Raw genomic sequence first — 25,945 nt, forward strand, 5'->3', positions numbered from 1 at the left:
TTTGAGATGGCTCTGATCGTTGTGAGATGGCTCCGGGATGGCTCCTTGGTGGGGGCGGCGGCGTGTCAGTCCCCGCTTCCCACCGGAACCTCGATCTGCGACGGCGTCAGGTCGATCGACGACGCCTCGTCGGGCGGGAGCGCCGCCGATGCCGCCCTGCGCGTGCGCACCCGGTCGCGCCAGACGACCACGGACAGCGACACGGCGAACAGGGCGGTCATCGGCACCGCGAGGACCATCATGGTGAGCGGGTCGCCCGTGGGGGTGGCCAGCGCCGAGAACACGAAGATCAGCATGACGAGGGTCCGCCAGCGGGCCAGCAGGCTCCCGGCGCTCACGACGCCCGCGAAGTTGAGCAGCACCAGCAGCAGCGGCATCTCGAAGGAGATGCCGAACACCAGGATCATCCTGATGAAGAACTCCAGGAACTGATCGCCCTGGAGAAAGTTGCTGAAGGAACCCGGCGTGAACCCGAGCAGGATCCGCAGGGCCTTCGGGAACACCCAGTAGGCCAGCCCCGCCCCGGACAGGAACAGCGGTACGGCGGCAGCGACGAACCCGAGCGTGTAGCGCTTCTCGTGGCGGTGCAGCCCCGGCGCCGCAAAGGCCCACAGCTGGTACGACCAGAACGGGCTGGAGATCACCACTCCGGCAGCCAGGGCCACCTTGAAGGTGAAGGTCAGCGGGGTCATCACGCCCTGCATCACCATCAGCCCGTTGGGGCAGGCCGAGGTCGCGGGCGCGATCCCGTGCAGACCGGGGAGATGGCAGCTGGGACCCGTCAGTTCGGTGATCAGCCAGGGGTGCAGATACCAGCCGGCCACCGTGCCGAGGAACACGAAGAGCAGGGCCTTCGCCAAGCGGTTCCGAAGCTCGCGCAGATGCTCACGCAGAGGCATCCGGCCGCCCGCGGAGGCCGGGGTCCGGGGTTTGTCGAGTCGGTTCGTGTCCACGGGGTCGGAACTCCTCATACGTGAGCGACGAGATCAGCGGTCGTGAATCCGTACGCCCTCGCCACGCTCAGGCACGGCTGCCTGCGCGGCGGGTGCCTGCGACACCGGTACGCCCTCCGCGGACGCCTGTGACGCTTCCTCAGCGGGCTTCTGCGGCGCCGCGTCCGAGGTGTCCGGCGACGGCGACGAGGTCCGCTCGCGCGGGATGGGTGCGCTGAACGGGTCGGCCCCCTCGTCCATGCCCATCTCGGCGGCCGAGGGGAACGGCACGTGCTCCGGCCAGCCCTCGGGCTTCGGGCCCGACTGCCACTGCGGCTTCGGAGGGTCCCAGGGCCTGTCGTCCTCCAGCAGGTGCTTCGCGACGAACGCCCGCGGATTGAGGTCGCGCAGGCGCAGATCCTGGTACTCGGGACCCAGCTCCCGCCGTACCCCGTCGGTGGCGCCGCGCAGCACCGTACGCAGCCTGCGCAGGCCACGGGCCGCCTCCCCGACTGCCTTGGGCAGCCTGTCGGGGCCGTAGAGGAACATCGCGATCAGAGCGAGAGCGACCAGGGTGAACGGGCTCAGGTTGAACACCATCACTCCAAGAGGTACAGCGAGGTCGCTGGATCCGGCGAATAGGCATCATGAAGACATTTCACACCACATATCATTACAAACAGGCGCCATGTGGCCGGGGATTCACTCGTTCGCCCATGACGTTGCCGGGTCAACTCGACGCCTGGACGGGCATCCCGATCGGGTGAACTCGCGGGAGCCTTCGCACCGCACGGCTTGTCGGGAGGCATGGGGCCTCCTACGGTCCGACCATGAGCATCCCCACTGAGCCGATCGGCAGCATCCCCCGCCCGCGCGCCCTGCAGCAGGCTCTCGGTGAGCACGCCGAAGGCCGGTTGAACGACAAGGAACTGACGGAGCTTCAGGAGCAGGCCGCGGCGGACACTCTCGCCCGCCTTGAGCAGCTGGGCTGCCCCGTCCTCGTCGACGGCGAGCAGGCCAAGCCCAGCTTCGCCACCTACCCGATCGCGGGCCTGGCCACCCTCGCGCCGGACGGTGTCACCATCCCGTTCGCCGACGGCCATACCCGGCAGCTGCCGCATCTGACCGAGGGGCCGTTCCGCTACCAGGTCCGCGCGGAGTCGTATCTGCGCGACGCCCAGCGGCACACCGACCTCCCCCTCAAGCAGGCGGTCATCGCACCCTCGGCGCTCAGCCTGCTCTACCCGGCCGAGTCCATCGCGGGCTACTCCCGCGAGGCGTTCCTGAGGGACCTGGCCGACGAGGCGGAAGCCGACATCCGCGGCTGCCTGGAGGCGGGCGCGCACGTGGTCCAGCTCGACTTCACCGAGGGCCGCCTCTCGCTCAAGCTCGATCCGAGCGGCGCGATTCTCGACGACTTCATCGCTCTCAACAACGAGGTGCTCGGCCGGTTCAGCGAGGCGGAGCGGGCCCGCCTCGGGGTGCACACCTGCCCTGGCGGCGACCACGACTCCACCCACAGCCTGGACGTCGACTACGCCGGACTGCTGCCCGAGCTCTTCCGGCTGAAGGTGGGCAACTACTACGTCCAGCTGGCCAGCGAGGCCGACCCCGAGCGGGTCCTTCGCATCATCGCCGACCAACTGCGCCCCGGCATCCGGGTGTTCGTCGGCGTGACCGATCCCATCGGTACGACGGTGGAGACCCCGGAGGAGGTACGCGACCGGGTGCTGCTCGCCGCCCGCCACATCCCGGTGGACCAGCTGGGCACCTGCGACGACTGCGGCTTCTCGCCGTTCGCCGACGACACGTCCACCTCACGTGACCTGGCCTTCGCCAAGATCGACGCACGCGTACGCGGAACCGCCCTGGCCGCCGAGGCGCTGGGCGCCTGACCGGACGTGCGACAGGCCGGCCGCGCGCCATCGCACCGCACGTCCCCGGGGCGGGCGGTGCGGTCGGCAGTCTCGTCGCGCTTCGTCCGGCCGGGCGGAATGATCGCCACACCGGTGCCGGTACGGGGAGCTGCCGTACAGCCGCCCCTTGGATTCCGCAGCATGAGTTCACTTGATCACGCATCTGCCGACCGTCGCGCCTTCCTCACCGCCGCCGGGGCCACCGCGCTCACGGCAGGTGTCTGGTGGGCGGCCCCCTCGAAGACGTATGCGGCCGATTCCTCGCTGCCGCGCGCCGGGCAGGAGATCCGGTGCGCCGGCACGGCGCGGGGTGATGCTGCGCGCCCTTGCCGGATCGGGCACCGTCGACATCGACTGCGGCCGGATCACCATCACCGAGGAGGCCGACCCCCGCTCGCCGCCGCCCAGCACCCTGCGCCTGGTCCGTCCCAGCCCCACCGGGGAGGTCGAATCGCTGGGTCGGTCACCCTCACCACCACCGAACCGCTGGTCCTGAAGAACGACAACCTCACCAGCGGGGAGCCGCACCGCCATACCCTGACCTCGCGACAACCAGTGGGCCTGGCACCCACCGTCATGCCGGGGGTGACCGTCGCGACCATCGAACCGTTCACCGTGCCGGCGGCCGGTGCTGTCGCGGTGGCGTGGGGGCCGGCAGCGAGGCGGCGGAAACGGTAACCGACTGAAGGAGCCCCATATGCCGCACATCGAACTGGGCAACGACCTGCCCGGGATCGTGTCGCTGTTCGCTTTCCGGCCCGAGACGGCCACGCCGCTGAGCGAGCTGGCCGAGGTACTGCTGCGCGGGCCCAGCACCCTGAGCCGGGGCGAGCGGGAGCTGATCGCCGCCCGGGTCTCCCACCTCAACAGCTGCCGCTTCTGCGCCGACTGCCACGCCGCGTTCGCCGCCGTCCAGCTGGACCAGGGCATGCCCCTGGTCGACCAGGTCCGCGCCGACCCGGCCGCAGCACCCGTCTCCGACAAGCTCAAGGCTCTGCTCGCCGTGGCCGACGCGGTCCAGGAGAGCGGCCGCGCGGTCACCGACGAGCACATCAAGACCGCCCGCGTCGCCGGGGCGACGGACACGGAGATCCATGACACCGTGCTGATCGCGGCGGCGTTCTGCATGTTCAACCGCTACGTCGACGGCCTCGCCACCACCGCCCCCGACCAGGCGGCCGCGTATACCGAGATGGCCCATCACATCACCGCCCACGGCTACCGCGACGCCGTGCCCCTCCAGCCCTGACGGCCCCGCGACACCGTTACGTACCGTCCTCCGCCCAGAACGCCATCAGAGTTCCGGCGACGGCATCCGGGTTGTCGTGGTGCGGCAGATGTCCGGCCTCGGGGACGACACCGTGGCGCGCACCGAGTCGCCGGGCCAGTTCAGCGGTGCGGTCCACCGGGACCAGCGGGTCCTCCGCACCGCCCACCACCAGCATCCGGATGCCTTCGGCGCGCAGTCCGGTGACGAGCTCCGGTCCGGCGGTGGCCGAAGCCAGGTGCCCGAGGCTCATCGGGTGGCTGCGGGACAGCCGCTGCCGGATCACGGCACGGCGCTCGTCGGCCATGGTGCCGCCGCGGTGCTGCCGCGCCACCAACGGCTCCCAGTCGGCGGGCTCCGCGTCACCGGCCGTCATGAGCCCGTCCCAGCAGGGGGCGACGAGGGTGAGGCTGAGGTACGTCGACGGTGTGAACCTCTCCCGGGAGCGGGCCTGCAGCACGGCGGTGGCCGCCACGAGGGCGCCGGCACCGTGGCCGACGAGGTGCACGGGCTTACGGGCGCACGCCGCCGTCATCGCGACGCCCAGGTCGGTGGCCAGTACGCCGATACCGTACGCGGCGGGGTCGTCAAGGCCAGGGGTCTCGTTCTGGCCGCGCAGATCCACCGCGAAGAGCCGGCGTCTCGCGCCGACCAAGCGGTGCATCAGCGGCAGGAAGTCCTCCTTGGCGCCCCCCGCTCCGGACACCAGCGCCACTCTGCTGCCGTTCCAGTGGGGGCCGGACGGACCCGGACGGCGGATCTCGACGCCCGCGAGCGGACCGTACGGAGCGGGCATCAGCATCGGGATGAGCGTCCTCCCGTCTGCTTCCTTTGCTTCCATTGCTTCCTTGCAATCAGAATCGAGCGTTCCGCACATGGGTGCCCTCCTTCAGGCTGCCGACGGAGCGATGACTCACGGCCAGTGACGGTTCAGGGGCGCAGGATCCGGCATCCGACCAGGCCGGTACGCCCCGACTGCGCGTCGATGTGGCACAGCAGTTGGGCCAGGTGCTCCAGCCAGCGGGCATGCGTGAGGGGTCCCGCCGGCACGGCCTCGAAGCCCAGCGCCTCCACCCAGGCGCAGACCAGTCGCTGCGCCGACGGATCGTCCACGGCGACGGGGACGCTCGGCCGGCGCCACTCCCCCGAGGGCACCGGCCCAAGCCGTCCGAGGGCCTTGGCCGAGACCGTGTTCAGCGCCTTCGCCACGCGCGTCCGGGGCAGGCGGCGGGCCAGCAGCTCCGCCTCGCTCGGCCCCCAGGGCCCGCGCGGTGCAGGCATGTCACGCTGGGGCATCACGGGGTTGGACAGCTCCAGCACCACCTTTCCGGCCAGGACCGGTTCCAACTGCTCCGCCAGCTGCCGCAGCGGCTCGCCCGGCGGCACCGCGAGCACCACCAGCTCGGCCGCCGCCGCGGCTCTTCCAGGCGCCAGCTGCACCACCTCCGGCGGCACACCGGGCCGTCTGCGGCGGTGCTCGCGCACCCCGGCCAGCACCTCAAGGCCCTGCCACAGCGCGGCGCGCAGCAGAGCGGACCCCATGCGTCCGCACCCCACCACGGCGGTGCAGGCGGGCAGCGGCGAGGGCGCGGAGACAGCGCGACCGGGGCAGGAGTCCGGTTCAGACACTCCGGGCCACCGCCAGGCGGGGTTCCCGCTCGACGGGTTCCCGCTCGTAGGGCCGCAGCGCCTCGGCGAACTCCTCGGGCACGTCCATCGGCTCCATCCCCTCGGCGGTGCGCCGCATACAGGCGATGGTCTGCTCACCCCGGGCCACCAGCTGAGCTGTCCTGCCCTGCACCCGGTAGTAGTCGAAGACCATGGTGACCTGGTTGGACTCGCGTGCGCCGAGCGACATCCGCACCTCCACCTCCTCGGCGGCGTACAGCTCGGCGAGAAAGTCACAGCGGCTGGAGACGGTGACCATGGCGAAGTCCTCGCGCAGGGCCCGGAGCACTCCCGGTGCCCGCTCGGCCAGGAAGCGCTCGCGGCAATGCCCCTGCCACAGGAAGTAGTTACTGAAGTACACGTTCCCAACGAGGTTCGTCTCTTCCAGCATCACCAGATGCCGGTGGTTGTACGTCGTGCGCTGCCACATGTGTGCCTCCCGCTCCTGTCATCACGGCCACGGCGATCACCGGGCCCGACACTTCGCCGGTGCCCAACGCGTCACCGGTACCCGGCTCACCGCCGACGTACGGCTCCGGTTCCGGCACGCCCTCGGGCACCAGACGGTCCGGGACCACCGTGGTCGCGATGAGCGAACGCCCGCTGCGGAAACGGACCCAGCCGTCCTCGAAGACCCCGTCCACGGTCACCGGTGCGGTGGGGCCGCACCCCGCCTTGCTGCCGCACTCGGCCACCGTCCACAGCCGTGCCGCGATGGCATGGTCCGGTTCGTCCAACGCCAGACGCAGTTGCCTCCACAGGCCCTCGTACGGGGCACCGAGCGCCGAGCGCACCCCCTCCGCCTCTTCGGGGACGATCCGCTGCCAGTCCACGGTGACACCGTCCGGCGCCGTGGCGACCAGGGTCAGCGGACCACAGTGGCTACGTGAGGTGCCGTACGGCGGCCGCACCGGAGGGACGGTACGTTCCCGCGGTGCGCCCGACTCGATGCTCAGCGTCAGGGCGGGGTCCAGACCGAGTGCGAGCGCGCCCCGTTCCAGGTGCACCGCGAGCAGCGGCCTGCTCCAGCGCTCCCGGCGCGGCAGCCGGCCCACGTCCAGCAGCCGCAGCCGGCGCCAGCGGACCAGGACCCGGCCGCCCTCGTTCACGGCCTCGACGTCCCATTCATACACACCAGCCTCGGACCTGCGCTCCCGGGCATGCACTGTGACGTCACCGTCCGCACCGGCCGACCCCAGTTCGGTGCCCTCTTCAGCGGCCTGGAACTCCTCGCAGCCCACGGGCAGCAGCCGCCGGCCCGGGACACAGGCCTGCAGCGCGTGGATGATCGCGTCATTGCGTGCGGGGCTGCCGAGGAGCAAGCCTTGGGCCAGTTCCTGGGCGAACCAGCCCGCCTCGACGGCTGGGCCCAGCCTTACCCTGACCTGCCGGGCCCGCAGGGCGTTCAGCCGCTCGACCCGCCGGAAGCGGCCCGTGTGGAAGTAGAGCGGCCCGTAGAGGTCCGCGGCCGGGACCTCGGGGTCGTCGCCCGTCACCGGCGGCAGGGACGGCGCGTCGCCCGCCGGCTCCGTATCGCCGCCGCCGTCCGGCAGCGGGAACACGGCGCGGAAGTGGTCCGCCCGGAACGCCGTCTCGTCGCTGCGCAGGGCCACGGTGACGGCGCCGCTCTCGGCGAGCGCGCACAGCCGCAGGGTGCGCGTGCCGTCGGCCGCCGACGTGACGGGCCGCTCGAACGTCACCTCGCGGCAGCGCCGCAGCGGCCGGCCCGCCAGTACGGAGGCGGCCTGGGCCATCGCCTCCAGACCGACGACGGCGGGCAGCACCGACAGCCCGTCTACGCGGTGGTCGCTCAGATACGGGTCGGTGGCCTCGGTCATCGCGTTGTCCACGACGAGTTCCACGCCCGGGTAGTGGACGCGCGGGCGCGTCAGGAACCGGGCCGCGGGGCCGAACGCGTCCGCGGGCAGCGGGCGCGGCGGCAGTCCCATGCGCCCGTGCACGGTCACCGCCGTGGGCAGGCCCTCAGCTGTGGCCAGCCGCAGCAACAGGTCCAGGCCCTGCTCGACGGGGATCGGCGTGACGTCGCTGCGGGCCAACTGGTCCAGCACGCCGAGCCGTTCCCCCATGCCCACGCCGGCCCACACCGACCAGTCGAGCACCAGGGTGCGGCATCCGGGCAGGTCACGGGCCTCGTCCTGGAGCATCTGGCGCAACCGGCCGTTGGCGAGCGCGTAGTGGCACTCGCCCGCCAACCCGTAACGGCCGATCACCGAGCCGAATCCGATCAGCAGACGCAGCCGGCCGCGGTCCACCGCGGCCAGCAGATGGGCCAGCCCCGTTGTCTTCGGTGCCAAGTGCGTGCGTACGTCGGTTTCGGTGAGGTCGTCGAAGCGCTGCGGCTGGTTGATCCCGGCCGCGTGCAGCACAGCTGTGACCGGGCCCAGTTCGCGCTCCACCTCGGCGACCGCGTGCGCGGTGGCGCGCCGGTCGGTGATGTCCGCCCGCTGATAGCGGACCGTGGCGCCGATTTCGGCGAGCCGTTCCAGGTTCCGCCGCAGCGCCGCGTCCCGAGCCGGATCGCCGCGGCCGAGCAGGGCGAGCGAGACACCCGTCGTACGGGCGAAGGCGGCGGCTGCCTCGAAGCCCAGGCCCTTGCCGCCGCCGCTGACCAGCAGTACGTCCCCCGGGCCGAGCACCGGTTGGGCTACGGCGTCCGGTTCCGGGAGAGGCATGGCGACCGGCTCGGCGCAGGTGCCGTCCTTGAGCACCACCAGTTCCCGCAGCACCCCGGGCTCGGCCCCCGCGAAGGCTGCTGCGGCCGCCAGGCCCGCCGCGGTCGGCGGGACCCGGAGCAGGGTGATGCCGAGCCGCGGGTGTTCCTGGTGCAGACTGCCCGCGAAGCCGGACAGGCCCGAACCATGCGTGACCAGGACGAGCCGGCCGCCACCGGCGATGGCCGAGCGGGCCGCGCCGAGGAGCCCGGCGAGCCCTTCCGGCGCCTCCGCGTCGGGAACGTACAGCAGTTCGGCCTGGCCCGCCGGCTCGTCGGCCGCGGGCCAGAAGGCACCGGACGCCGCTCCCCGAGGTGCCGCGACGGTGACCCGGCCCGGGCGGTCGGCGGGGTCCGGGGCGGGCGGCGCTACGGGGCGCAGTTCCTCGGTGAAGCAGCGGATCCAGGGCGCGACCCCCGGGGCGATCGCGTCCTGCCCGTCGCCGCTGCCGGTTCCGGGGAGCGCGCGCACCATCTCGGTGATCTCGGCGAGGGATGCGTCCGCCATGGTGAGCGGCGCGGCCGGGGGCTCACGGCCCGCCGCGCGGGCGGCCTCGGCGACCAGCTGGGTGACCTTCAGCGACGACAGATGGAGGTCACTGAGCAGACGCTGGTCCGGCGTGAGCGCCGCCGGCTCGAACTCCGTGGCCTGGGCGACCGAGCGCAGCACGATGCCGGCGACGTCCTCCCCGGAGGGGCGGACGTCGGGCTCGCCGGGTCCGGCGGCAGCGAACGGCTGGGAATGTACGGGCTGTTCGCTGTGTGCTGAGGTGAACGTCCCGGCGTGTACGGATCGTTCGCCGGGCACAGCCGACCCAGCGGACGCGGCCAGCTCGACCGACCCGAATGGGGCGGCCTGCTCGGGCGGGGCGGCGGCGAACGCTTCGACGGACGTGAACGGCCGGGCGGATACAGCCCGTTCACCGCACACGACCGACTCGCCGCACACGGCCGACTCGGCGGGTCCGGCCGGCTCGGCGCACGCCACCCGCTCGGTGGACGCCACCCGCTCGGCTGATGCGGCCCGCTGGGCAAGCTCGCCCGGGGCGGCGGGACCGGCCGGTGTGGCCGGGGCGACCGGCGCGGTGACCGGACCGGCTGCGGGCCGGGCGCAAGGGTTGCCGATGAACACTCGCTCCCGCCACGGGTCCACGGGGCGGCTCTCGCGGCCCTCGAACAGCGCCTCCGCCGAGGTGAGCGCGCCGCAGGCGAAGAGCGCGGCCGCCGTCTGCGCGCGCGGCCCCGGCCCCGCCGCCCCGACGTCCAGGGACACCGTGGGCACGCCGCTGGGGGCGGCGAGCGCGGCCAGGACGCGGCCGGGGCCGGTCTCGCAGAAAAGGTCCGTCCGGTCGGCGACCGCGCGGACCGCCTCCCAGAACCGCACCGGCGCCGTCATCTGCGCACACAGCAGTTCCTGCAGCTCCGCTCCCCCGGCGCGACACACGCCGCCGGTCACGCCGGACAGCAGCGTGCCGCGGGGCGCCGCGCATCCGGCGGCGCGCACCAGGGGCGCGAACTTCTGAGCCGCGGAGGCGACGGCGGGCGAGTGGAAGGCGTGCGCCACTGGCAGCGGCTGCGCGTCAATACCGCGCTCGGCCGCGCGCCGGGCCAGCGCGGTCAGTTCGTCGGCGGGCCCGGCGACGACGTGGGCCAGCGGCCCGTTGTACGCGGCGACCACCAACGAGGTGCCCCGGCACAGCTCCTCGGCGGCAGCGGCGTCGACGGTGAGCGCCAGCATCCCCGTACCGGGGGCGCAGAGTTCGGCCATCGTCCGGCCGCGCCGGTCCACCAGCTCCAGACTCTCCCCGGCGCCCAGACAGCCCGCCCAGACGAGCGCGGCGTACTCGCCCAGGCTGTGCCCGAGCGCCGCCTCGGCCCGTACGCCCAGCTTCTGAAGCCACCTCAGGCCCGTCAGCGAGGCCCGGTGGACGACCGACTGAGCGGCGGCCGTGTCGGCGACCGGGCCGGGTTCGTGGGCGAGGGGTGGGTGGAATCCGTCGCCGGGGTGAAACCCGCTCGCCCCGTCCTCCGCCAGGTCGGCGCCGATCGCACCCGGGCCGGCGGGCAGCGGGGCTCCCTGGCCCGGGAACAGCAGGGTGACCCGGCCCCGGCAGGCGTTCCCGGCCCACACGCCGGGGCGCCGGGCCAGCGTGCCCGGCGGGGCCTCGGCGAGGGCGGCCGCGGCGGCCTCGGCGCGCCGGGCGAGCTGCTCGGGAGAAGCCGCGATCAGGGCGGCGCGGACCGGACCGGGGTGGGGTGCGCGGCCCCAGGCGCAGGCGAGGTCGTGGAGTTCGGCGTCGCACAGCCGCGGGGCCAGCCGTGCCAGGTGTCGCAGCCGGTCCGACAGTTCCTCGGGGCTGTCCGAGCTGAGCAGGACCAGCTCCTGCTCCGGGTCGGCCCGGCGGGCGCGGGGCACAGCGGAAAGGGCGGTGGCCCGCGGCCCCGGGTGCCGGGGCTCGCTCAGCACCACATGGGTGTTGATGCCGCCGAACCCGAAGGCGCTCACACCGGCGACGCGCGGACCGGGCGGCCACTCGGCCGCGTCGGCGAGGATCCGCAGCACCGCGCCCTCACCGGCGAGTTCGTCCCGTGGGCTGTCGCATCCCGTGGTCGGCGGCAGCACTCCGCCGTGCACGCTCAGACACGCCTTGATCAGCCCGGCCAGTCCGGCCGCGGCCTTGGTGTGGCCGATGTTGGCCTTGATCGATCCGAGCGCGGCCGGCCGCGGGGACCCGGCGCGCAGGGCGCGCAGCGCCTGCAGCTCGATCGCGTCGCCCACGGCCGTACCGGTTCCGTGCCCCTCCAGCAGCCCCGCGGCGGCCGGGTCGAGACCCGCGTGGGCGTAGGCCCGGCGCAGCGCCAGGAGCTGGCCCCGTTGATCGGGGCGGGTGATGCCGCCCGCGCCGTCCGAGGAGATCCCCCAGCCCCGGATCTCGGCGTAGACGGGCATCCCCGCGGCGGCCGCGTCCGGGGCGCGCATCAGGGCGACGACCCCGCATCCCTCGCCGGGCAGGAAGCCGGTGGCCTCCTTGTCGTAGATCCGCATCCGGTCCTCGGCCAGCGCGCCGAGCCGCGCGAACCCGACGAGTTCGAACGGGTCGAGGCTGATGTCCACGCCTCCGGCCAGCACCAGGTCGGCGCTGCCCTCGCGCAGCCGCCCACAGGCCGTGGTCACGGCGAGCAGCGAGGAGGCGCAGGCACCGTCCACGGTGAATCCGCCGCCGTGGAAGTCGAACTGGTTGCAGATCCGGCCCGCGATGGTGTTGGCGAGGCCGCCGGCCAGGAACTCGTCGTCGGGTGCGGGGAACGGCTCCAGGTAGCGCTCCGCGGTCCGGGCGAGCACCTTCTCGCGCTGTGTCCCGGTGAGTCCCTCCTCCGACAGGACGGCGTCGAGCACGGCCCGCACGTACGGCCAGCGCAGCCGCATGGTGCGGGCGCGAGTGACCTCGCCGGTGAGGGTGTTGCCGATGACCACCGCGACCCGGTCCCGGTCGAGGCCGGCGCCGCCGGGGACCCCGGCGTCCTCCAGCGCGCGAGCCGCGGTCTCCAGCGCGAGCCAGTGGGCGGGATCCGTGGCGCGGTGCACCGCGCCGGGGACGCGGAAGGCGCCCCGGTCGAAGCGCCAGCCCTCCAGCAGGGCGGCCCTGGTCCCGTAGGTGCTGTCCGGGTCGCGGCGCGTCGGGTCGGCGTAGTCCTCGACGGCGAGGCGTTCCGCGGGCAGCCGCCGGAACGCGCGGCGCCGGCGCAGGACGAGGTCCCACAGCTGGGCGGGGTCGTCGGCATCGGGGTAGCGGCAGGCCATCCCCACCACGGCGATGCCGTCGTGGGATGCCTCGCCGGCCTTCTCGGACGGGGACAACGGCGACTCTCCTAGCCAGTCAGGACGCGTCGGCGACCGCGGCGCCGGCGCCGGAAGCGGCCGTGGCACGGGCGTTCTGGGCGTCGGCCTGTCCGGCTTCCTGGCGCGGGGCCGGGATACCGCTGGCACCGCGCGCCGAGAGGAAGGCCAGCAGTGCCGCGCGCAGCACGCAGGCGATGACCAGGGCGAAGAACAGGCCGAAGACGACGTGCAGTTGCACGAGCACGCCGTACGCCGCGGCGATGGTCGCGCCGAAGACGACCTGGTTGCGTCTCCGCCACGGTGAGGTGCCCGGATCGGTGATCATGTAGTTGGTGAACAGCACGAAGGCCGTGCCGGTCATCGGCAGCAGGGCACTGACGGTGGAGATGTCGGTGAGCGCGCCGCGAAGCACCGCCTGCGCCGCGAAGCCGCCCGCCCAGCCGAGGATCAGCGGCAGTTTGCCGGTCAGCTTGCCGTTCAGCAGGGTGCCGAGAGCCAGCACCACCATCGGCGGGACCGCACCCCACCAGCCGTTCAGCCATTCGGTGAACTCGTACGGTGGCGCGATGCCCACCCACGGGAACAGCAGCAGGACCGTGACGATGCCGAAGTTGCTGGGGTTGAGGACGTGCCGGGACTTGCCCATCACCCGTACCCGGATCAGGTACTTGCCGGACACACCGACGATCGCGGCCAGCAGCGTGGGCCAGATACGGCTGTTGGCGTACAGCAGCATCGCGCAGGCCAGGCCCCCGATGTAGGCGGGCAGCAGGAAGTCGACCACTTCGCCGAGAGGCCGCCGGTACCGGGCCGGGCGCCGTAGGCCCCATGCCTCGACCGTTTCCAGGAGCAGTTCGGTGAGCACCGCGGCGAGGACGGAGAACAGCGGTGTGGCATAGGCCTGTTCGAAGCCGAGGACGGTGTGGCCGAGCACGGTGGCGGCCGTGATGGACATCGCGAAGCGGCGCAGCGCCTTGCTGCGCCGGCACGGGGCGCAGGGCTTGCCGGTGTCGGTGGCGCAGGTGTGGTCGGTCGTCATGCGGGAACCTCCGCGATGGTTCCGTCGGCTGCCAGCACGAGGGTGTGCCAGCCCGGTGGGAGGGTTGTGGTGCGCTCGTGCCGTACTCCGTGGAGGTCTCGCCAGGAGAGGTCCACGCGCATCGGGCGGGCCGGATTCTCTCCGCCCAGGCCGAAGTGGAGATCCGGGGCGGCGACTCCGCCGTGCCCGTTGGCGGGGTAGAGCTGTTGCTCGGTCACCTTTCCGTCGGGCAGGTGCAGCCGGGCGACGGCGCCGATGGCCGGGGTGGTGGCGTGCCGTGAGCCGGTGGGCAGCCGCAGGTGCAGCCCGAGGAAGGGAGCCGCCTTGGACTGGTTCCGGTAGAACACCGACTGTCCCCACTGATTGGCCGCGACGAAGTCGAGCCGTCCGTCACCGATGACGTCACCGACGGCGAATCCCCGGGTGACGGCGGTGGACGCGACCCCGGCTTCCCTGGCCAGGTTCACATAGCGGCCCTGGGGTGTCCGGACGAAGAAGGTGTTCGGGTCGTGGCCGGAGAGTTCGTCCCCCGGTTCGACGTTGGGCCAGAGTTCGGGGTGCCGCAGGATCAGGTCGTTGGACATCGCCGTTTCCTGCAGCTGCGCCCAGCGATCGGTCCTGCCCGCCACGAATCCGGTGGCGTGCATCACCTGGGGATAGCCCGAGTTGTCGAAGTCGGCCGCGACGAGGTCCCACGTCCAGCCGGAGCGGGACAGCCCCATGCCCTCGCTGTGGTCGTCGTAGGGGGCCTCGCCGCGATGCAGCAGGGCGCCCAGCCGGTCACGGGGCACCGTGGGCCGGAAGACGAAGTTGCTCTCCAGGAGCGCGTAGGGCTCGGTGATGTTGCCCACCAGGATGGACTGGGTTCCGCTGCGGTCCAGGTCGGCGAAGGCGACGCCCATGCCCTTGAACGAGCCGTTGCCCAGCTGCTTGGACTTCGGCGTGGTGAAGTGGCGGGTTCCCGTCGCCAGACGGAACTTGGGGGCGCCGGGCCTGGACTCGTTGATCAGCAGCCGGCCTCGCCCGAAGTCGTTCGCCTGGTACAGGTCCGGCAGTCCGTCGCCGTCCAGGTCCTGGGCGCCGAGAGCCAGCGTCCAGCCGGTCGGGGGCTTCGCCCCGAAGGCGTCCGGTACCTCGGCGAAGCGGGCCTCGGGCTTCGGGCCCGAACGGCCGCCGGTGAAACGGAAGTAGCGCAGTGTGCCGCCGTTCAGCGCATGGGACATCGACGACGGCATCTGGAGTTCGGACTGCCTGGCGGTGGGGTCCAGTACCCGGGCCCCGTCCTTGAAGTAGTTGCCCACGACGAGGTCGAGGTGCCCGTTGCCCTCGAAGTCACCCAGGGTCATCGCGTTGGTGTTCCACACCGGGTGGCCGGTAACCAGTTCCCGCGGCACGAAGGCGGCCCGGGAGGGGGCGGTGCCGGGGCGGCGCAGGAACAGCACGGGCGAGCGGCCCCAGTAGTAGACCACCAGGTCCTGCCGGCCGTCCTGGTTCAGGTCGGCCGGCATGCAGCCCATCGGGGCCGCGTACGACGGCATGTACAGGCCCTTCGCCTCAAGAGTGAAGGGGCGGTACCGCTTCCCGGTCCCGGGCGCGGGCTCGACGGTGACGGTGTCCGTGCGCGGGTCGACCAGGCATACGTCGTGCGCGACCGTCCCGCCGTCCACGGCGAACAGCCCGGCGCCGGCTCCGACCGAGGAGATCCACGACCGGATGTGGTGGAACGCCGGCGCCACCGGGCGCACCCGGCGCTCGCCCGGCCGGTCGGGTGCGTTCAGAGGATGTGCCGTGAAGTGGAAGGGCGCGGCCGCCTCCGCCCGGCTGTCCGCGGACACCGCGTCCGGCTGGGCCAGGGAGAAGGCCGTGACACAGCAGCACAGCGCCACGGCCTTGGCGGCATGCGCTCTCACATGACAGGCGAGCGAGTTCATCGGCTCCTCCGAGAGCGGGGCGCGGACTCGGCGGGCTCAACGGCCCGAGAGCGAGGTGCGGACATGGCGGCCTCGGTGGTCCGGGAGTCCTGGGCAGGGCTCTGCGTGGGGGCATCGGCCGGACAGGGACCGTGGTGGGCCGCCCACAGCCGTCTGATCCCGGCCCGCCACTCCCCGTAGTGCTGTCCGGTACGGGGGTCGGGACCCAGGTCGGCAAGTGCGGTGTCGGTCCAGTCGGCCGCGGTCTGCGCCGACACCCCGGCGAGAGCCAGGACCCCACGGTCGCAGTGCTCGGGCAGGGGGGTACGGGCGCGCAGCCGGGCAGCACCGGCGAAGGCGGCGCCCTGGGCCAGGTGGGCCCTGTAGTCGCCCGCCGCCTCGACCAGCGCGCACAGTTCGTCCTGGTCCGCACCCCCCGCGTACACGGCCGCCAGGCCGATGCCGCTCCACAGATCCGCCCGCCGCCACGTGGGGAACTCGGCCACCCGCAGGCCCAGCGCCTCGGGGTCCGCGCATTCGTGGAACCACAGGCACCGCCCGAGCCCCTGGTCCCGCACGGCACGCTGCCACACGTCGAGGCCCCGCTCCGACCGCTGCCCCGCCACGACCCGGTCCGAGTCGAAGAACCCCTGGTAGAAGCCGAATCCGTCCCAGGCGAGCCAGCGCAGCAGGGGGTCACCGGCGCGGAGTCCGCGCCAGGGGCGCAGGCGCAGTTTGCCGAAGGCCCAGCCGACACCCACATGGATCAGATGCGGATAGTCGACACCCGGTCCTTCAAGAAATTCCCGCAGTCTGCGCCCCCGGGACAGGGTGAGCAGATCAAGCAGCGCGCAGCCCATGCCCGCGCCCTCGAAGGCAAACCCTCGGAGTTCCTCGGGGACACCGTCGAGTGCCGTGCCGAGCGCGTCCGTAATGTGCGCATCCACCGAGTGGTTGAAGCCCTCAAGAAAGGCTCTTCCGGAATCCTCCAACCGCTGTCGGGACGGACCCGAGCGAAGCCTGAATCGGCGCGCTCCGAAATCAACTTGCCGCATGTCCTGCCGCAACAACCGGGCAGCACGAGAACGCGGACCACCGCAGCCGGCTGCCGACTTTCCTGCGCCTGGAACCAAGAACGGCACTATTATTTCCCCTCCAGCACGTCATCTATTGCGATTAATAGCCTCGGGGCAACTTGGCGCCGTCTTGATCCGCTGAAAGAGTGCACCTGACCGGCCCTGCATCCAACAGGTGAACCACACCCGATGGCCGCCGATCAAACGGGTAGAAGTCCGGAAAAGGTGACAATAATCATGCCGTCACAACGCGAGAATGATTAGTCCGCACCAGCCGAAGAAGGTCGCGATGCTGGAAAACCGCCTGCTCGAAATTATTATTATCGCCCTGGTCGTCATGGTTCTGTTCGGAGCGAAACGGCTCCCCGATACAGCGCGCTCGCTCGGAAAGTCGCTGCGCATCCTCAAGGCCGAGACCCGAGCCGGCCGCGAAGAGGCGGAGCGGGAGGCGTCGTCCACCTCGTCCGCGTCGTCCACCTCGTCCACGTCGACCGAGCCACCGGCGCTCACGAAGGCGGGGGCATCCCCGCAGCCGCACATCGTCGTCGCGGAGACCACCGGGAAGGGGAGAGAAGTGCTCCACGACTGACACGTGCCCCGGAGGGTCACGTCCGGCAGGGCAATCGCGCAAAGTATCGGGCCATTGACGCGTGGTAGCCGCCTTGTCACAGTGTTTCCTGGTGTTTCCCGGCACCGGTTCGAGAGGCGGGGATCCATGGGACATCGCGTCGACTTCGCTCGACCGGTCTGGTTCCGGTGCGGCGCCCTCCTGTGCCTCGCGGGCACGCTGGGCCATCTGCCGATGTACGGGCACCTCGCCCACCAGCCAGGGCATCCGGCCTCCATGGCGGGCAGCGACTCCAGCCCGCTCATGGTGATCAGCATGACGCTGATCCTGGCCGGGGTGGCGGCGTGCGCCTACGGAGTCGTCGGCCCCCGCCGGACGACCGGCGACGACGGGCAGGAACCGCTCCGGGTGAGTTTCACCGACGACGTACCGCTGACACGAGCACACTGCGCGCTGGCGATGGTGATGATGCTCGCCGTGGCCATCGACGTCATGAAGCCCATGACGCTGAGTTTCGTCGTACCGGGAGTCGCCAAGGAATACGGGTTGCGTTCGGCACTCCATCCGCACGGCGGCCTGCCCGTCGCGCTGCTGCCGCTCTCCGGAATCGGCGGAACCGTCATCGGCTCCTTTCTGTGGGGCAGATTCGGCGACCGCATCGGCCGCCGCCCCGCCATCCTGCTGGCCAGCGTCGTCTTTCTCGCGACCTCCGTCTGCGGAGCCATGCCGCTGTTCTGGATGAACATCCTCATGTGCTTCCTGATGGGGATGAGCGCGGGCGGCATGCTCCCGCTCACCTTCACCCTGCTGACCGAGACCGTGCCGACCCGGCAGCGCGGCTGGATCGTCGTTCTCATCGGCGGCGTCGGAACCGCCGGCGGCTATGTGCTGACCAGCTGGGCGGCCTCACTGCTCGTGCCACACTTCGGCTGGCGCGTGCTGTGGCTGCTCGGACTGCCCACGAGCGTCGTCCTGCTGCTGCTCAACCGCTGGATCCCGGAGTCCGCGCGCTTTCTCGCGGCCTGTGGGCGGCGTGCCGACGCCGAGGCCGTGCTGGCAGGCTACGGCGCCCGGTTGACCTCCGCCCCGCCCGCTCCCGCGAACGCCCCCACGGCCTCGCCCCGCGACGGCTATCTGAAGCTCCTGCTGGCGCCCTACACCAGAGTCGGCCTTCCCCTGGTGGTGCTCGCCCTCGGGATCGGCCTGGTGACCTATGGCTTCCAGTTGTGGATCCCAACCGACCTGCAGCGCCTGGGCTTCACCGAACTGACCGCGGACACCACCCTGAGAGACGCGGCTCTGCTGGGACTGCCCTTCAATCTCGCGATCGCCTGGCTGTACGGACGGTGGAGCAGCAAGGGCGCACTCGTCCTCCTGGGCGCCTGCACCGCGGCCGCCATGGCGGCACTGGCAGCGGTGGGCGACCGGATCGCCGTGCACCCACTGCCGCTGCACCTGCTGCTCACCGTCCCCATCTGGTCGGCCGGCTCGGCCGTCGCCGTCCTGGGTGCCTATACGGCGGAGGTGTATCCGACGGCGGTCCGCTCGCAGGCTTCCGGACTCACGGCCGCGTTCACCAAGGTCGGCGGCGTGCTGATGATCGCTGTGGTCGTGGCGGCCGTGGCTCCGCCGTCTCTCCGTACCACCGCGCTGCTCGGCGCGGTGCCGCTCGCCCTCGCCACCGTCGCGGTCATCCTCTCGGGAGTGGACACCCGTGCACGGTCCCTGGAAGAGATCTCCGCAACGCCCCTGAAAGGCAAAGCATCCGCGACCACCTCAGCATGATGGCCGCCCCACGAGACGGTCCGGCCTGCCGTCTCCTCACGCACGTCGAGGTCCGTTGCACTCAGTAATGTCGGCTGCACCGGCGCTGAGCTGCACAAAGTCACCGTCACTCGCCTCGCGCCGCACCACTTCCCCAGGTCGGGTGTGCGCTCTGCCCGTAGCCGTCGGCGTGGTGGAAGGCCGGGGAGACTTCCAGGAGCGGGACCAGCCAGGCCAGGACGGTGACATCGATCTGGGTGCGCGGGACATTGGCGCGGTCGGTGGTCGCGCGCTGGTCGAGCGGCTCCAGGAGCTGGTGGGCGAGGGTGAGTTCGTCGTCCGCGCGGTCCGGGTCGGTGAACGCGGTGGCCGGGGCGAGGCGGGTCTGAGCGATGGCCCGCTCGCCCCGCGGCGCCGTGCTGCTCGGAAGACCGCTACAACGCCGCGGCACAGCCATTCCAGTGGAGGCCTGCCACCTCCGCCCGTCGGACTTCGAGCGCCGACCACAGAGCCTTGAGTCCTGGGTCACCCCGTCTGAGACGATGTACGGGTGAAAGAGATTCGGCGCGGCACGCTTCAGGAGCAGACCTTCTACGAGCAGGTCGGCGGGGAGGAGACCTTCCGCCGGCTCGTCCACTGTTTCTACGAGGGAGTCGCCGAGGACCCGATCCTGCGGCCGATGTACCCGGAGGAGGACCTGGGCCCGGCCGAGGAGCGGCTCGCCCTGTTCCTGATGCAGTACTGGGGCGGACCCACCACCTACAGCGACAACCGCGGCCACCCCCGGCTGCGGATGCGGCACGCCCCGTTCACCGTGGACCGCGCGGCGCACGACGCCTGGCTGCGGCACATGCGGGTGGCCGTCGACGAACTCGGACTGTCCGAGGAGCACGAGACGACGCTGTGGAACTATCTGACGTACGCGGCCGCGTCGATGGTGAACACGCCGGAGTGAGCCCGAACTCACGCCCGAAAGTCTGGAGTTCCGGACACACGGGGGCAGGGTGACGGGGTTCGTCGTCTCGCGCGCGCGTGCGCACCGCCTGCTGCTGGGTGCCGCGTTGCTCACCGTGGTGCTGACCACCGCGGTGCTGACGACTCTCGCCGCGTACTCCACAGCGATCGGCGACGCCGCGCTGATCGTCAAGGAGGACATGCCGCCGGCCGGGCGCGCCGCCGCCGACACCGCCGTCCGCGAGGGCGCCCGGATGACCTTCGACGGTCTGCCGGTGACGCTGCGGACGCTGCGCCGCTCGGGCCCGTACGCGCTGCCCCGCTCGCTGCAGCCGCCCGCGTAGCCGGCCGCGACCTGCTCATGATGACCGCCGTGGACCGCCTGGCCCACCGTCGCGAAGTCGTCGGCTTCGTCTGGCAGCAGACCTCCCACAACCTGCTCCCCCAGCTCACCGCCGACCAGAACGTCGCCCTCCCCCTCCAGCTCTCCGGCGCCCGCGGACGCCGTACCGCCCGCCGCGCCCGCGCCCAACGCGCGGTGGAGCTCCTGGAGTTGGTCCAGGTGGCCGACTGCCGCGCCCGCCGCCCGCGCGAACTGACCGGCGGCCGGCAGCAGCGCGTCGCGATCGCCGTGGCCCTCGCGAACGACCCGGCCGTACTGCTCGCCGACGAACCCACCGGCGAACTCGGCTCCCGGACGGCCACAGAGATCTTCGACGCGTTCCGCACCGCCAACGAAACCCTCGGCACGACCAGGCAGTGGCGAGCGAGGTCCGCCACGCCACGACCGGCCACGAGACGGTCGTGGCCCGCGAGTACACGATGCTGGACCGCGCAGGCCGCCTCCAGCTGCCCGCCGACTGCCTCCGCGTCCTGGATGCGCGACCGGGTGGCGCTGGACCTGGAGACGGACCACATCGGGGTAGGGCCGGACGACACCCGGTGACCGGAGTCGGTCAGCGCACGCTGACGCCGAGCGCCCCGAGCCCGGCCCGTCGTACAGCGACGGACCCGTAGGGGGTGCGCAGCCGGAGCCACGCCCCGGAGGAGAACAGCCCGGTGTCGGCGGGATCGCCCCCGGGCCGCAGGAAGCCCAGGGACTGGGCCGCGTGCACGGCCCGCACCGGAAACCCGGTCCGCCCGATCTCCCGGGACCAGATGTCCCGGCCGATCCGGTCCAGCTCGGCGCGGGTACGACCGTCCGGCGCCAGTTCCTCCGTACGCGACCGGAACTCGGCGACCGCCGCGGCGACGGTCGCCCGCAGCGCGTCCGGGGCGGGCAGCCCCGGCTCGGCCTGCCAGCCGCCGCGCGGCGGCAGCACACCGGCCCACGGCGGACCGGTGACCGCGGCCGGTACGCCGGCGGTGGCCGCGCGCTCGTCCACGGACTCCAGGAACTGACCGGCGGAGACGGTCACGTCGAGGGTGACGTCGAGCCCGTTCTCGTACGGCTTGGCCAGCCGTACCGCGCGTACGGCGAGCACCTCGAAGGACGGCGGTCGGCCGAACACGGCGAGCGCCGTGCCGGCCGCCTGCAGGCGCACCGCGGCTCCACGGTCGTAGTGGAGCAGCCGGGAGAGGAAGGCGGCGAGGTCGGCCGCCTCCGTCTCGTCGGCCAGGTGCAGCACCGTCATGCGGCGACGGCCTCCTCGTCGGCGGAGTCGTCGTCCCGGTCCGTGTACTGCTGGAGGAACGTCCGCTCCGCGTCGGTGAGCCGGCGCGGCCGCTGTGCCTCGAAGTCGAACGGGACGACCACGGTCCGGGCCGTCACGTAGATCACGTCCGCGTCCTTCACCTCGTAGGAGACGGTGAAGGACGCGGCCTTGACCTCCGTGATCCACAGCTCGATGTCCACGGGCGTGGGCCGGTGGACGAGCTGGCGCCGGTAGTCGATCTCATGGCGCGCCACCACGGACCCCTGCTTGGACTCCGTGCCCCTGAGGGACGTGAAGTCGATACGGGCCTCCTCCAGATAGCGAAGGAAGATCGCGTTGTTGACATGTCCGTACGCGTCCATGTCCGACCAGCGCAGCGGGCAGCGGTAGATGTGGCGCAAGACCGATCAGCCCCGGGTCAGCTTCTTGTAGGTGGCGCGGTGCGGACGCGCGGCGTCCGCACCGAGCCGCTCGATCTTGTTCTTCTCGTACGACTCGAAGTTGCCCTCGAACCAGAACCACTTCGACTCACCCTCGTAGGCGAGGATGTGCGTGGCGACACGGTCGAGGAACCAGCGGTCGTGGGAGACGACCACGGCGCAGCCGGGGAACTCCAGCAGCGCGTTCTCCAGGCTGCTGAGGGTCTCGACGTCGAGGTCGTTGGTGGGCTCGTCGAGGAGCAGCAGGTTGCCGCCCTGCTTCAGGGTCAGCGCCAGGTTGAGGCGGTTGCGCTCACCGCCGGAGAGGACACCGGTCGGCTTCTGCTGGTCCGGTCCCTTGAAGCCGAAGGCGGACACGTACGCCCGGCTCGGCATCTCGACCTGGCCGACGTTGATGTAGTCGAGCCCGTCGGACACGACCTCCCACAGCGTCTTCTTCGGGTCGAGGTTGGCGCGGGTCTGGTCGACGTAGGAGATCTTGACGGTCTCGCCGACCTTGATGTCGCCGGAGTCCGGCGTCTCCAGGCCCTGGATCATCTTGAACAGCGTGGTCTTGCCGGCGCCGTTGGGGCCGATGACACCCACGATGCCGTTGCGCGGGAGCGTGAAGCTCAGCCCGTCGACGAGGATCTTCTCGCCGAAGGCCTTGTTGAGCTGGTCGACCTCGACGACGACGTTGCCGAGCCGCGGGCCCGGCGGAATCTGGATCTCCTCGAAGTCCAGCTTCCGCATCTTGTCGGCCTCGGCGGCCATCTCCTCGTACCGCGCGAGACGGGCCTTGGACTTGGCCTGGCGCCCCTTGGCGTTCGACCGCACCCACTCCAGCTCTTCCTTGAGCCGCTTCTGCCGCTTGGCGTCCTTCTGGCCCTCGACCTTGAGGCGGGAGGCCTTGGTCTCCAGGTACTTGGAGTAGTTGCCCTCGTAGCCGTGGAGGCGGCCGCGGTCGACCTCGCAGATCCAGCCCGCGACGTTGTCGAGGAAGTACCGGTCGTGGGTGACGGCCACGATGGTGCCCGGGTACTTGGCGAGGTGCTGCTCCAGCCAGTTCACCGACTCGGCGTCGAGGTGGTTGGTGGGCTCGTCGAGGAGCAGCAGGTCGGGCTGCTCCAGCAGCAGCTTGCAGAGCGCGACGCGGCGCTTCTCACCACCGGAGAGGTTGGTGACGGGCCAGTCGCCGGGCGGGCAGCCGAGCGCGTCCATGGCCTGTTCGAGCTGGGCGTCGAGGTCCCAGGCGTTGGCGTGGTCCAGCTCCTCCTGGAGCTTGCCCATCTCGTCCATGAGCGCGTCGGTGTACTCGGTCGCCATCTGCTCTGCGATCTCGTTGAACCGGTCGAGCTTGCCCTTGATCTCGGCGACACCCTCCTGGACGTTCTCCAGGACGGTCTTCTCCTCGTTCAGCGGGGGCTCCTGCAGCAGGATGCCCACGCTGTAGCCCGGCGACAGGAACGCGTCACCGTTCGACGGCTGCTCAAGACCAGCCATGATCTTCAGCACGGTCGACTTACCGGCACCGTTCGGGCCGACGACACCGATCTTGGCACCCGGCAGGAAGTTCAGGGTGACGTCGTCGAGGATCACCTTGTCGCCGTGCGCTTTGCGCGCCTTGCGCATGGTGTAAATGAACTCAGCCAAGAGAAACCGTCCGGCAGCTTGAAATCTGGCAGTGGGCAGATACAACCCATCTTGCCTGAACGCCAGCCTCGGGTGTTAACCCGTTTGCTCTGAGGGCTCTGACCTGGACTTTCGCGGGTGACGGCGGTGGCTCGCCGGTCGCTGACGGTCGCTGTTGGGTGGCCTCGGGCACCCTCGCACGGCCCAGGGACGGCCCGGGAGCCGGAGTGCCTCCCGTCGTGCCGGACTATCGTTCCGCTGTGACAAGCGCAGCGGAGCGCCCCGTCCTCTTCCTCGACGTCGACGGCCCACTCATCCCGTTCGGGGCGCCGTACGGCTCCTCGACGTCTGCCGATCAGGGGAACCCACTGCTTGACCGGCTCGATCCCGGGATCGGACCGCGCCTCCTGGCCTTGGGCTGTCATCTCGTGTGGGCCACGACATGGATGGAGGATGCGAACGAGGCCGTCGCCCCACGCCTGGGACTGCCGGAGCTCCCCGTGGTGGAGTGGCCGGACGCCGGGGCCGACGACGGACCCCGGGGCCTGCACTGGAAGACCCGGCACCTTGTCGAGTGGGCCGGCCGCCGGCCGTTCATCTGGGTCGACGACGAAATCAGCGCCATGGACCGCTTGTGGGTCGCCGCCCAACATCCCGGGCCGTCGCTGCTTCATCGCGTCGACCCGGCCAGAGGACTCGTAGAAGCCGACTTCTCCGCGCTCACCGACTGGCTCTCGGTGCGGGGATGATTGGCTCGGTGCGGGGATGCCGGTGCAAACCCGCTGTCCCGCCTCGTTGATGTAAGCCGTGGATGTCGGTGGTCGCTCTGTGAGGAGCGGCTGGCTGGTGCCCGTCATGAGGTCGGTGACGCCGCACGTTGATGTTGACCTTCGAGTCGGTTGAGGCTCCACCTCAACCTCGCCGACAACTACCGCCGGCTGGGTTCCTTCGAAGCCGCCACCGAGTACATCAACGCGGCCGAAGCACACACCCCCAGCCTTCCTCAGGCTCCCTACGGTGACCTGAGTCGGGCCGCTGTCCAAGAGGTCGCCGAGGCCATCGCCGAGCAGGACCGCACACAGCGCACCTCTGCACCCGGCTCCGCCGCATGACGCACAGGAACGCGCCCCTGACCGTGGAAGGACGACGCCGGCACTAGTTACCGCTGGCGGCGAGACACAGGCCCACCTACGGCCGGGGGCTCTGCTGGTCGCCGTGTACGTAGGCCGTGGAGCGTGCGGAGCGCCCTGGGGCGACCCTGGTCGTCACCACGAACCAACCTGGGGCTGCCCTACGGCGGGGATGGGTTCCGACTCGTGCGGGCTCACCGTTTCACCTCGACCAGTCGGCCGGCTTCTCTCCCTCGCCCTGAACCGGGTGGCGGATGAGCACCGCTTCAGGAGTTCGATCCGAGTCCGCTCCAGCTGCGGCCGTCGACCGGCGCGACAGCCGGACAGGGACGGTCGTGGTGGCCGTCGCGGCCCTCACGCGGTGCCGCGCGCCCGAAGGCAGCGACACCCCAACCTGAGGAAGAGGCCCAGAACCGTGACTGCCAGTCCGAAGTTGAGCGCGTCAAAGACCTCGATGACGAGGTGGGGCGCGCGCAACAGGCCCGGCACCCTGGCACAGATCATTCCTACGCCCACGAGGAGGGGGAGCCATGCCCACAGGAAGCGCATGTCCTGGTCGGAGCGCTCGTCCTTCCGAACTCGGGTCCGCTCCCAGCGTCGGCTGCCGAGGCCACCGAGAACGAGCACACACCCCATCGCGACCACGGACCAGTCCATGAACCGCAGCATCACATCTCCCTCGATCCGCAAGGATCTTCCTCCAGCAGGTGACCGCAGGCAAGGGGGTGCGGGAGCGCTGATCTGGGCGCATGGCTGCGGTGCGGGCCCACCGGGCCACCGGACGTTCCGGGTCCTCGCTCGGATCGCCCACGGTCAACATGAGGTGCGCGAGCCAGAAGGCAGGCTCGCGTGCGGGATCCTCGCCTGCTACCAGCTCGCAGTCCTCCAGATATTCGGAGATGCGCACCGTGAGAGCCATGCGCGCAGGGGACTCGCCGTCATCGCGGTCCCATCCCGCGAGGGACCGGAGCAGCGCCGCCTCAGGAAGGGCTTCGATACCTGGTGAGGCGGCTGCGAACTCGACCGCGAGACACCCCGTTGAAGACGGATGACGGCCCACAGACGGCCCAAGCCGCCTGACACGGCCCCCTCATTGGCGAAGAAACCGTATGCCCTCCCGTGGCACGTAACGTTCCATCTCGCCCGACGGCCGGGCCTGGACGGAAACCCGGGTTGTGTGGTGATCGGCGCGGGCGACGATGGGCCCACGAGTCACGGCTTACGTCGTACCGGTGGAGTGGCGGTCCTGATCGCGGGGATCGCGTTGGGTGCCTGGGTGGTCTTCGGGGCCCCGCACGACTGGCATGGCGGCAAGGCCCTCGGGCGGGTGGCGCTCGGGTTGGGGTGTGCGGGGATGATCAGCGGTTCGGCGCGGCTGATCTTCTTTGACACTTCCCAGGACGAGGCCGGCGCCCGAGGCGAAGAGGCCTGACCCGGACGCGG

The 25,945-nt window shown here is 71.4% G+C and carries 22 protein-coding genes and 3 pseudogenes; 11 read left to right on the forward strand and 14 right to left on the reverse strand.

The genetic code is table 11. The features are described from left to right. Nucleotides 1–65: 65 nt before the first annotated feature. Both tatC and AV521_RS30570 read right to left on the reverse strand, forming a co-directional pair. Nucleotides 66–953: a twin-arginine translocase subunit TatC gene (gene tatC, locus AV521_RS30565; RefSeq protein WP_179023485.1), complete on the reverse strand. Its 888-nt coding sequence runs from the start codon at nucleotides 951–953 to the stop codon at nucleotides 66–68. A gap of 33 nt (nucleotides 954–986) precedes the next feature. Next, nucleotides 987–1,532: a hypothetical protein gene (locus tag AV521_RS30570; protein WP_076092854.1), complete on the reverse strand. Its 546-nt coding sequence runs from the start codon at nucleotides 1,530–1,532 to the stop codon at nucleotides 987–989. 230 nt (nucleotides 1,533–1,762) lie between these two features. On the opposite strand from AV521_RS30570, the gene AV521_RS30575 reads away from it, so the two are divergent. From AV521_RS30575 to AV521_RS30585, 3 genes are all read left to right on the forward strand, one after another. Beyond that, entirely contained in the window at nucleotides 1,763–2,827 is a 1,065-nt protein-coding gene (locus AV521_RS30575; protein WP_076092856.1) for a cobalamin-independent methionine synthase II family protein, read from the forward strand. Nucleotides 2,828–3,161: 334 nt separating this feature from the next. Next, entirely contained in the window at nucleotides 3,162–3,344 is a 183-nt protein-coding gene (locus tag AV521_RS30580; RefSeq protein WP_076092858.1) for a hypothetical protein, read from the forward strand. Nucleotides 3,345–3,545: 201 nt separating this feature from the next. Next, nucleotides 3,546–4,097, forward strand: a complete 552-nt coding sequence (locus AV521_RS30585; protein ID WP_076092860.1) for a carboxymuconolactone decarboxylase family protein — start codon at nucleotides 3,546–3,548, stop codon at nucleotides 4,095–4,097. Nucleotides 4,098–4,113: 16 nt separating this feature from the next. On the opposite strand, the gene AV521_RS30590 is transcribed toward AV521_RS30585, so the two are convergent. The 7 genes from AV521_RS30590 to AV521_RS30620 form a co-directional block, all read right to left on the reverse strand. Continuing rightward, entirely contained in the window at nucleotides 4,114–4,917 is an 804-nt protein-coding gene (locus tag AV521_RS30590; protein ID WP_076092863.1) for an alpha/beta fold hydrolase, read from the reverse strand. Nucleotides 4,918–5,045: 128 nt separating this feature from the next. Further along, the gene (locus AV521_RS30595; protein ID WP_305965193.1) at nucleotides 5,046–5,744 is read right to left on the reverse strand and encodes an NADPH-dependent F420 reductase; all 699 of its coding nucleotides are present in this window, start codon (nucleotides 5,742–5,744) and stop codon (nucleotides 5,046–5,048) included. Then, nucleotides 5,737–6,213 (reverse strand): thioesterase family protein, encoded by a 477-nt coding sequence (locus tag AV521_RS30600; protein WP_076092867.1) that lies wholly within the window; start codon nucleotides 6,211–6,213, stop codon nucleotides 5,737–5,739. Before AV521_RS30600 ends, AV521_RS30595 begins: the two co-directional genes overlap by 8 nt. Continuing rightward, nucleotides 6,131–12,373: a type I polyketide synthase gene (locus AV521_RS30605; protein WP_076092869.1), complete on the reverse strand. Its 6,243-nt coding sequence runs from the start codon at nucleotides 12,371–12,373 to the stop codon at nucleotides 6,131–6,133. The genes AV521_RS30600 and AV521_RS30605 overlap by 83 nt, the downstream gene beginning before the upstream one ends. Before the next feature lie 19 nt (nucleotides 12,374–12,392). Further along, nucleotides 12,393–13,394: an enediyne biosynthesis protein UnbU gene (locus AV521_RS30610; RefSeq protein ID WP_179023487.1), complete on the reverse strand. Its 1,002-nt coding sequence runs from the start codon at nucleotides 13,392–13,394 to the stop codon at nucleotides 12,393–12,395. Next, on the reverse strand, nucleotides 13,391–15,325 hold the full coding sequence (locus tag AV521_RS30615) for a CRTAC1 family protein (protein WP_076092871.1): 1,935 nt from the start codon (nucleotides 15,323–15,325) through the stop codon (nucleotides 13,391–13,393). Before AV521_RS30615 ends, AV521_RS30610 begins: the two co-directional genes overlap by 4 nt. Continuing rightward, the gene (locus AV521_RS30620; protein WP_256725720.1) at nucleotides 15,322–16,446 is read right to left on the reverse strand and encodes a DUF1702 family protein; all 1,125 of its coding nucleotides are present in this window, start codon (nucleotides 16,444–16,446) and stop codon (nucleotides 15,322–15,324) included. Before AV521_RS30620 ends, AV521_RS30615 begins: the two co-directional genes overlap by 4 nt. Before the next feature lie 223 nt (nucleotides 16,447–16,669). Here AV521_RS30620 and tatA point away from each other — a divergent pair, with 223 nt between their 5' ends. Further along, nucleotides 16,670–16,969 (forward strand): Sec-independent protein translocase subunit TatA, encoded by a 300-nt coding sequence (tatA, locus tag AV521_RS30625; protein ID WP_076093000.1) that lies wholly within the window; start codon nucleotides 16,670–16,672, stop codon nucleotides 16,967–16,969. Nucleotides 16,970–17,095: 126 nt separating this feature from the next. Beyond that, nucleotides 17,096–18,733 (forward strand): MFS transporter, encoded by a 1,638-nt coding sequence (locus tag AV521_RS30630; RefSeq protein WP_079249471.1) that lies wholly within the window; start codon nucleotides 17,096–17,098, stop codon nucleotides 18,731–18,733. 106 nt (nucleotides 18,734–18,839) lie between these two features. Here AV521_RS30630 and AV521_RS30635 read toward each other — a convergent pair whose 3' ends face one another. Next, a complete protein-coding gene (locus AV521_RS30635; RefSeq protein ID WP_076092875.1) occupies nucleotides 18,840–19,163 on the reverse strand; it encodes a hypothetical protein in 324 nt (107 codons plus the stop codon). 99 nt (nucleotides 19,164–19,262) lie between these two features. Here AV521_RS30635 and AV521_RS30640 point away from each other — a divergent pair, with 99 nt between their 5' ends. The 3 genes and pseudogenes from AV521_RS30640 to AV521_RS30650 form a co-directional block, all read left to right on the forward strand. Further along, the gene (locus AV521_RS30640) at nucleotides 19,263–19,667 is read left to right on the forward strand and encodes a globin (RefSeq protein ID WP_076092877.1); all 405 of its coding nucleotides are present in this window, start codon (nucleotides 19,263–19,265) and stop codon (nucleotides 19,665–19,667) included. A 49-nt stretch (nucleotides 19,668–19,716) separates the two neighbouring features. Next, nucleotides 19,717–20,007, forward strand: a pseudogene (locus tag AV521_RS30645) (hypothetical protein); the annotation flags it as partial. Continuing rightward, nucleotides 19,986–20,612, forward strand: a pseudogene (locus AV521_RS30650) (ATP-binding cassette domain-containing protein); the annotation flags it as partial. The pseudogenes AV521_RS30645 and AV521_RS30650, both read left to right, overlap by 22 nt. A gap of 10 nt (nucleotides 20,613–20,622) precedes the next feature. On the opposite strand, the gene AV521_RS30655 reads toward AV521_RS30650, so the two are convergent. Genes AV521_RS30655 through ettA form a run of 3 tightly spaced genes read right to left on the reverse strand, consistent with a single transcriptional unit; the run spans nucleotide 20,623 to nucleotide 23,393 of the window. Beyond that, nucleotides 20,623–21,300 (reverse strand): hypothetical protein, encoded by a 678-nt coding sequence (locus AV521_RS30655; RefSeq protein ID WP_076092881.1) that lies wholly within the window; start codon nucleotides 21,298–21,300, stop codon nucleotides 20,623–20,625. Next, nucleotides 21,297–21,722, reverse strand: a complete 426-nt coding sequence (locus AV521_RS30660) for a thioesterase family protein (protein WP_076092883.1) — start codon at nucleotides 21,720–21,722, stop codon at nucleotides 21,297–21,299. Before AV521_RS30660 ends, AV521_RS30655 begins: the two co-directional genes overlap by 4 nt. Nucleotides 21,723–21,728: 6 nt before the next feature. Next, a complete protein-coding gene (gene ettA / locus AV521_RS30665) occupies nucleotides 21,729–23,393 on the reverse strand; it encodes an energy-dependent translational throttle protein EttA (protein WP_076092885.1) in 1,665 nt (554 codons plus the stop codon). Between the two features lie 239 nt (nucleotides 23,394–23,632). Here ettA and AV521_RS30670 point away from each other — a divergent pair, with 239 nt between their 5' ends. Both AV521_RS30670 and AV521_RS30675 read left to right on the forward strand, forming a co-directional pair. Further along, nucleotides 23,633–24,121 carry an HAD domain-containing protein gene (locus tag AV521_RS30670; RefSeq protein WP_076092887.1) on the forward strand — a complete coding sequence of 163 codons (489 nt, stop codon included), beginning with the start codon at nucleotides 23,633–23,635 and terminating at the stop codon, nucleotides 24,119–24,121. 156 nt (nucleotides 24,122–24,277) lie between these two features. Continuing rightward, a pseudogene (locus AV521_RS30675) lies at nucleotides 24,278–24,484 on the forward strand (hypothetical protein); the annotation flags it as partial. Between the two features lie 372 nt (nucleotides 24,485–24,856). Here AV521_RS30675 and AV521_RS30685 read toward each other — a convergent pair. Further along, nucleotides 24,857–25,192 carry a hypothetical protein gene (locus AV521_RS30685; RefSeq protein ID WP_076092889.1) on the reverse strand — a complete coding sequence of 112 codons (336 nt, stop codon included), beginning with the start codon at nucleotides 25,190–25,192 and terminating at the stop codon, nucleotides 24,857–24,859. Between the two features lie 547 nt (nucleotides 25,193–25,739). On the opposite strand from AV521_RS30685, the gene AV521_RS30695 reads away from it, so the two are divergent. Further along, nucleotides 25,740–25,934, forward strand: coding sequence for a hypothetical protein (locus AV521_RS30695; protein ID WP_076092893.1), 195 nt, complete (start codon nucleotides 25,740–25,742; stop codon nucleotides 25,932–25,934). Nucleotides 25,935–25,945 lie beyond the last annotated feature (11 nt).

Origin of the sequence: Streptomyces sp. IMTB 2501 (genome assembly GCF_001953885.1) — a bacterium.
Lineage (GTDB): Bacteria > Actinomycetota > Actinomycetes > Streptomycetales > Streptomycetaceae > Streptomyces.

Bases quoted from the DNA above. Each gene is read 5' to 3' on its own strand.
- AV521_RS30570 (WP_076092854.1), bottom strand. From the start codon at position 1,532: ATGGTGTTCAACCTGAGCCCGTTCACCCTGGTCGCTCTCGCTCTGATC.
- AV521_RS30575 (WP_076092856.1), top strand. From the start codon at position 1,763: ATGAGCATCCCCACTGAGCCGATCGGCAGCATCCCCCGCCCGCGCGCC.
- AV521_RS30580 (WP_076092858.1), top strand. From the start codon at position 3,162: ATGCTGCGCGCCCTTGCCGGATCGGGCACCGTCGACATCGACTGCGGC.
- AV521_RS30585 (WP_076092860.1), top strand. From the start codon at position 3,546: ATGCCGCACATCGAACTGGGCAACGACCTGCCCGGGATCGTGTCGCTG.
- AV521_RS30590 (WP_076092863.1), bottom strand. From the start codon at position 4,917: ATGCTGATGCCCGCTCCGTACGGTCCGCTCGCGGGCGTCGAGATCCGC.
- AV521_RS30600 (WP_076092867.1), bottom strand. From the start codon at position 6,213: ATGTGGCAGCGCACGACGTACAACCACCGGCATCTGGTGATGCTGGAA.
- AV521_RS30610 (WP_179023487.1), bottom strand. From the start codon at position 13,394: ATGACGACCGACCACACCTGCGCCACCGACACCGGCAAGCCCTGCGCC.
- AV521_RS30615 (WP_076092871.1), bottom strand. From the start codon at position 15,325: ATGAACTCGCTCGCCTGTCATGTGAGAGCGCATGCCGCCAAGGCCGTG.
- tatA (WP_076093000.1), top strand. From the start codon at position 16,670: ATGCTGGAAAACCGCCTGCTCGAAATTATTATTATCGCCCTGGTCGTC.
- AV521_RS30630 (WP_079249471.1), top strand. From the start codon at position 17,096: ATGGGACATCGCGTCGACTTCGCTCGACCGGTCTGGTTCCGGTGCGGC.
- AV521_RS30655 (WP_076092881.1), bottom strand. From the start codon at position 21,300: ATGACGGTGCTGCACCTGGCCGACGAGACGGAGGCGGCCGACCTCGCC.